The 6,418-nt window shown below is 41.9% G+C and carries 4 protein-coding genes and 1 tRNA gene; 3 read left to right on the top strand and 2 right to left on the bottom strand.

Going from position 1 to position 6,418, the window contains the following annotated elements; translation table 11 throughout:
* Window positions 1-4: 4 nt before the first annotated feature.
* Window positions 5-81, bottom strand: a tRNA-Asn gene (locus OPS28_RS14835).
* A 1,097-nt stretch (window positions 82-1,178) separates the two neighbouring features.
* On the opposite strand from OPS28_RS14835, the gene OPS28_RS14830 reads away from it, so the two are divergent.
* From OPS28_RS14830 to OPS28_RS14820, 3 genes are all read left to right on the top strand, one after another.
* Window positions 1,179-2,489 carry an MATE family efflux transporter gene (locus OPS28_RS14830; RefSeq protein ID WP_442864010.1) on the top strand — a complete coding sequence of 437 codons (1,311 nt, stop codon included), beginning with the start codon at window positions 1,179-1,181 and terminating at the stop codon, window positions 2,487-2,489.
* Window positions 2,486-4,501, top strand: coding sequence for an excinuclease ABC subunit UvrB (gene uvrB / locus OPS28_RS14825; RefSeq protein ID WP_265610246.1), 2,016 nt, complete (start codon window positions 2,486-2,488; stop codon window positions 4,499-4,501). The genes OPS28_RS14830 and uvrB overlap by 4 nt, the downstream gene beginning before the upstream one ends.
* Before the next feature lie 84 nt (window positions 4,502-4,585).
* Window positions 4,586-5,515: a LysR family transcriptional regulator gene (locus tag OPS28_RS14820; protein ID WP_265610245.1), complete on the top strand. Its 930-nt coding sequence runs from the start codon at window positions 4,586-4,588 to the stop codon at window positions 5,513-5,515.
* 156 nt (window positions 5,516-5,671) lie between these two features.
* Here the strand turns inward: OPS28_RS14820 and queC are convergent, their stop codons facing one another.
* Window positions 5,672-6,328 carry a 7-cyano-7-deazaguanine synthase QueC gene (gene queC, locus OPS28_RS14815; protein WP_265610244.1) on the bottom strand — a complete coding sequence of 219 codons (657 nt, stop codon included), beginning with the start codon at window positions 6,326-6,328 and terminating at the stop codon, window positions 5,672-5,674.
* Window positions 6,329-6,418 lie beyond the last annotated feature (90 nt).

Below are 6,418 nucleotides of genomic sequence, written 5' to 3'. Positions count from 1 at the left end.
ATGTTGGCTCCCCCTCCCCGACTCGAACGGGGGACCTGCGGATTAACAGTCCGTCGCTCTAACCAACTGAGCTAAGGGGGACCTGCTTTTCAACGGAGGCGAATATTAATGAGGTCGCATGCTGCTGTCAATAACATTCCGCATATTTTTACCATCTATTTTGTAAAAGCCTACTTTTAGGTGGTTTATTATTCAATTCCACATTAAGGCGATGAAAAGATAAGTTATGTACACGAAAAACGGCGAAGTGAGCCATTGAAAATTGGAAGACGGACTCGTGCTTAGAGTTAAATTAATGCAAGTTTTTTTTTATAACAAAATGCACTTAAAGAATTCAAAAAGGCTATTAAAAAGTTATTGACCACTGTCTATATGTCCAGTTTTTGATAATAGTGTAACCTGATTTGATACGTCTTAAGGTTAGTCACCACTCACACGATCAAACTACGATCGTGTAAAAAATCCCGTCACCATTGGGGTTTGCGTAGTTATCCACTATTTCTGTGGATAACTATGTTAATAAGGAAGAATATAGATCTAGGATGTGTAGCGATCTGTCTTTCGGATCATCATACATTACAAAATAGTAATAAATTAAAGTAAATTTATTCAATAACTTAGATCGTTTTATGGTATTTAAAATGATCTGGCTGAATTTAATGTTTTACTGCTATGGGCTTGTGTGTTAATTACCAAAGTGGTTGATGAGTGAATGGTTGATTTTTATTAAGCGTGTAAAATTTACATGGCGAATTAATATGCATTTAATCCGTTTGATTAAAACTGTAACCAGATTGAGCTAAGTATAGAGCCGTGCTCATACACAGTTTGTCGCATAAGAGTTAAAACACGAGATGTTAGAAGGAAACACACTAAGTGTTACCGGCCCGTAAAGAATATTATTATATCTATTTATTAAAAATGTAACGTTTGCTGCGATTTCGTTAAAACCCCTTGTGAGGGGCATTTAATGTTAATTAAGTAAAAATGTTAGCAGTTATTTTATTTTGTCCGTAGACTAACTATACCTATCTGCAATGATCTACGATCGACTCATTTATATGGGGCCGTGTCCCTGCTTTTTTATAATTCATATGAGAAATAAGTGAAAAGTGACCACTAACGCAGCTCGTTCTAACAATCTGACCGAAGGTGATATTCAATCCACGTTATATCGTATGACCGTTCCGATGATTATAGGCATGGTCATGATGATGAGTTTTAGTTTAATTGACACATTTTTTGTAAGCTTGTTAGGCACAGAGCAGCTTGCAGCGATAAGCTTTACCTTTCCCGTAACCTTTACCGTAATAAGTTTGAATATCGGACTGGGGATAGGCACCTCTGCTGTTATTGGCAAACTGCACGGGAGGGGAGAGTCTGAAGAGGCTCGTTTTCATGCCACCGGAGCGATGATGGTGTCAGTGATACTTGTAGGGTTACTTGCTGTAGTAGGTTTGTTAACTATTGAGCCAGTGTTTACCTTACTAAATGCGACATCCGAATTATTGCCTTATATCTCAGACTATATGTGTATTTGGTACATATCCAGCCTGTTTTTAGCGTTACCTATGGTCGGAAATAGTGTGCTACGTGCCTGTGGAGATACACGCACTCCCAGTATTATAATGGCGTCAGGTGGTTTCTTAAATGCGGCGTTAGATCCATTATTAATTTTTGGCTGGGGCCCCATACCAGCTATGGGGATCCAGGGAGCAGCGGTGGCTACATTAATTGCGTGGTCAGTAGGTGCAACCTGGATAATCTATTTATTAGCAGTGAAGCGTCAGTTAATGCTACCCAGGTTACTCTCAGTTTCCGAATTACTCGAAAACAGCCGCGACGTGATGCGTATTGGATTTCCTGCAGCAGGTGCAAACATGATGACGCCGATTGCTGGCGGCGTCATGACTGCCGTAGTAGCAACCTATGGAGCTGAAGCAGTTGCAGCTTGGGGAGTAGGGCATCGCCTGGAATCCATTGCCAGTATCATTATTCTTTCGCTTTCAATGACACTCCCGCCGTTTATTAGTCAGAATGTGGGGGCGGACAAGATCAGACGGGTTGAACACGCCTATAAGATGACCCTTAAATTTATTATGTTATGGCAGTTATTTATTTTTGCTCTATTGTGGGCAATGTCCGGATTTATCGCAGATATTTTTGCTAAAGAAGCCGAAGTGGCCAGTTTAATTACATTATTTTTGGCTATCGTACCATTGGGCTATGGTTTACAAGGCGTCATCATACTAACTAATTCGTCCTTCAATGCGATGCATAAGCCTATGACGGCGCTTGTACTCAGTGTCATCCGTCTGTTTGTCTTCTTCGTACCCATTTCTTATCTAGGCAGTGTTCTGTATGGTTTAGAAGGACTTTTTTGGGGAACGGTAGTCGCAAATTTATTGATGGGAACGCTTTCGTACTATTGGTTTTCCCGGGAGATAAACGATCATCACCATGATTACGAGGAAATGAAAGGGTTATGAGTAAAGGTTTTGAGCTGGTATCACATTACAAACCAGCCGGCGATCAGCCAAAAGCAATAGGCGAATTAACCGACGGGCTGGAAAGTGGTTTGGCGACCCAAACTCTGCTTGGGGTAACGGGGTCGGGTAAAACATTTACCATGGCAAACGTTATTCAGAATGTTCAACGGCCCACGCTTATCCTGGCGCATAATAAGACACTCGCAGCTCAGCTGTATGGGGAAATGAAGGAATTTTTCCCTAATAATGCGGTGGAATATTTTGTTTCTTATTATGATTACTATCAACCCGAAGCGTATGTTCCTAGTACCGATACTTTTATCGAAAAAGATGCCTCAATTAATGACCATATTGAGCAAATGCGTCTATCTGCTACAAAAGCATTAATGGAACGTCGCGATGTCGTTATTGTGGCAAGTGTCTCTGCGATTTATGGGTTGGGTGACCCAGAGTCATACATGAAGATGCTGTTGCATCTACGCCAGGGCGACATTGTCAATCAACGAGATATCTTACGTCGGCTAGCAGAACTACAGTATAAACGAAATGATTTGGCGTTTGAACGCGGCACATTCAGGGTCAGGGGGGACGTAATTGATATCTTCCCGGCGGACTCGGAAAAGCAAGCGGTGCGAGTAGAGCTTTTTGACGAAGAAATTGAAAAAATCAGCTTGTTTGATCCTTTAACCGGAGCCGTTGATAAATCAGTAGTAAGAACGACGGTTTTCCCAAAGACACACTATGTGACGCCGCGTGAGAAAATCCTAAATGCTATTGACCGCATTAAAGAAGAGTTAAAAGATCGTAAAGAACAGCTCAAGTCTGTAAACAAGTTATTAGAAGAGCAGAGGATATCGCAGCGTACACAGTTTGATATAGAAATGATGTTAGAACTGGGGTATTGCTCCGGCATCGAAAATTATTCTCGCTATCTTTCAGGACGAGCACCTGGCGAGCCACCACCGACGCTAATAGATTACTTCCCCGCAGATGGATTATTGTTCATTGACGAGTCGCATGTAACGGTTTCGCAAATTGGCGCTATGTATAAAGGTGACCGTTCTCGCAAGGAAACACTGGTAGAGTATGGATTTAGGTTACCGTCTGCGTTAGATAACAGACCATTAAAGTTTGAAGAATTCGAACATATATCGCCGCAAACGATTTATGTGTCAGCCACGCCTGGTAAGTATGAATTGGAAAAATGTGGTGGCGATGTTGTTGAACAGGTAGTTCGTCCAACGGGTTTATTGGATCCGGAAATAGAAATACGTCCTGTTGCCACACAGGTTGATGATGTACTTTCTGAGATCCAGCATCGCGTAAAAGTTGACGAAAGGGTGTTGATTACTACGTTGACTAAACGGATGGCAGAAGATCTTAGTGAATATTTGAATGAACATGGCGTCCGTGTTCGCTATCTCCACTCCGACATTGATACGGTGGAGCGTATCGAAATTATTCGTGACTTGCGGCTGGGTAAGTTTGATGTGCTAGTTGGTATCAACTTACTCCGAGAAGGACTCGATATGCCGGAAGTCTCGTTAGTCGCCATTTTAGACGCTGATAAAGAAGGTTTTTTAAGAGCAGAACGTTCTCTGATCCAAACCATCGGTAGAGCCGCCCGCCACATCAACGGCAAAGCTATTATGTATGCGGATAGAATTACAGATTCGATGAAAAGAGCGATTGATGAAACAGATCGTCGGCGCGAAAGACAGCAAGCCCATAACGAAAAACATAACCTTACGCCACAAAGACTGGTTAAGCCCATTACCGATATAATGGATGTGGGCGATTCAGCTCATCCAGCCGCCGGCAAAGTTCGACTTCGTAAAGTAGCTGAGAAACAAAAAGCGCAGTCTTACGCTAGTGCAACGGAGCTAATGGAAAGAATCGGTGCACTTGAAAAACAAATGTTCGAAAGTGCAAGAGAGCTTGAATTTGAAAAGGCAGCCTCGCTTAGGGATGAAATCGAAACACTAAGAAAGCAAGTTGTTGCGCTCTCTTAAAAAAATTGCATTGTAATCCGATAAACACTCGCCTAATATGGGGTATAAGTATCCATAACTATACCTATAAGAAACGGTGCAACTATGTTAAATCGATTACAAGAGTCAGATATTAAGCTGCTTCGCGTGTTTTATGCAGTTGCCAGTTGTAACGGATTTACAGCGGCGGAACCTGTATTACGTATGCAGCGTCCTAACATTAGCGCAGCGATTAAAAAACTCGAAGAACGGTTAGATTTAGTTCTTTGCCATCGCGGGCGCGGCGGCTTTCAGATGACCAAAGAAGGCGAAGTGGTTTTTCAGGAGACAAAACGCATATTTAATGCTTTTGATAATTTCGTTTTCAATCTTAAATCGCTACATGACGATTACTCAGGTCATATTACGCTAGTGCTAATGGCTGGCTTACCGCTATCGATGCATCTTGCAGTCAGTAAAGCTGTTAAAAGCACCATGAAAAAGTTTGATGATATTCACGTTAATATTCAAACGCGATTGTATAATGAGGTAGAGCATGTTGCCCTGTCTGGGGAATGTCATTTGGTTGTTTCTACCTACGATATGGTGAAACCTGAATCTGTGACATTTCATCCAATTGGTTTGGAATGCCATGGCAGACTTTATTGTGCACCTTCTCATGAACTTGCTAAATATCGTGATATTGATTCACTACCTGATAAAGTGAAAATCGAAGACTATCCCGCCATCGGTATCTCGGGTTTATCTTCTGCTAATTACATTGAAGATGATCGCCGTTTGGCTATTCAAACTTTTTCTGACTCCTATGATGCCGTCATGTCAGCCATTATGACCGGTGAATATGTAGGTTTGTTGCCCGACTATATGGCAAAAGAGCAAGGGGCAAGCCTGGGACTGGTGCCCCTTGCGCGAGGAAGCTTGTTCAATTTTAGCCATGAACTGTTTGTTATGAACGGTAAAAACACCCGTCTTAATCCAGTATTACGTCATTGTATTAAAGAGCTTTCTTACTTTATAGCGGAAAGCCAAAAGTGATAAATACCGCGCTGCATGGATGTTGAATCAGCGCAGAGGCGAAAAAGTTCATCTAGTCCGAGTGAATTGAAAGAACACTCAGGTTTTGCAATTTATAATTGAAGTTGGATAGGTGGATGAGTATCTAGAATGGGCGTGTGTAAACGCCCATTCCCATCATTCATATTTCAACGGATCAATAGCGTTGTTATCTTTAAACGCTTCGAGACGCTCTTCGCAGGCACCGCACCTACCACATGCTTTTGCTCTACCATTATAGCAAGTCCATGTGTAGCTATAATCAAGCCCCATTTTCAATCCGTCAGCTAAAATAGCGGTTTTACTATCCTGTAAATAGGGGGTAACAACATCCACTTTTTCATAATTTGCTATAGCGCACACGTCTTTCATTTTTTGCACAAACTCAGGACGGCAATCAGGATATATAGCGTGATCACCAGAATGTGCTCCATAGTAAACTGCATTCGCCTGTTGGCTGACCGCGTACCCGACTGCTAGTGATATAAGAATCATATTACGGTTGGGAACAACGGTTTGTTGCATGCTGGGCTCTTCGTAATGACCTTCGGGTACCGCAATGTCGTCGGTTAACGCAGAGCCACCCACCAGGCTGTTAATTGCACTGATATCCACAACTTTATGAGGTACAGATAGCATTTCACACGCCCGTTTTGCATAATCCAGTTCTTTTTTATGCCTTTGGCCGTAGTTAAAAGACAGTGCGATAGGCTTTTTACCTTCGCGGATAACGTGATTGAGCACAGTAAATGAATCCATGCCGCCTGAGTAGATTACGATAACTTTTTCAGACATATTAATTAATAGTGAGAAATTGTAGCCGAATTTTAGGTGATTCTTGCTAAAATCCCAACTATTGAAATAGATAAAACTGATTTGGCTATT

The sequence above is a fragment of the Alteromonas sp. ASW11-130 genome (assembly GCF_026183735.1).
Lineage (GTDB): Bacteria > Pseudomonadota > Gammaproteobacteria > Enterobacterales > Alteromonadaceae > Alteromonas.
The sequence above is the reverse complement of the archived record's forward strand: the minus strand, read 5'-3'. Positions and strand labels throughout refer to the sequence as shown.

Coding starts and splice junctions, on each gene's coding strand:
- queC (WP_265610244.1), bottom strand. CDS start 6,328: ATGTCTGAAAAAGTTATCGTAATCTACTCAGGCGGCATGGATTCATTT.
- uvrB (WP_265610246.1), top strand. CDS start 2,486: ATGAGTAAAGGTTTTGAGCTGGTATCACATTACAAACCAGCCGGCGAT.
- OPS28_RS14820 (WP_265610245.1), top strand. CDS start 4,586: ATGTTAAATCGATTACAAGAGTCAGATATTAAGCTGCTTCGCGTGTTT.
- OPS28_RS14830 (WP_442864010.1), top strand. CDS start 1,179: ATGACCGTTCCGATGATTATAGGCATGGTCATGATGATGAGTTTTAGT.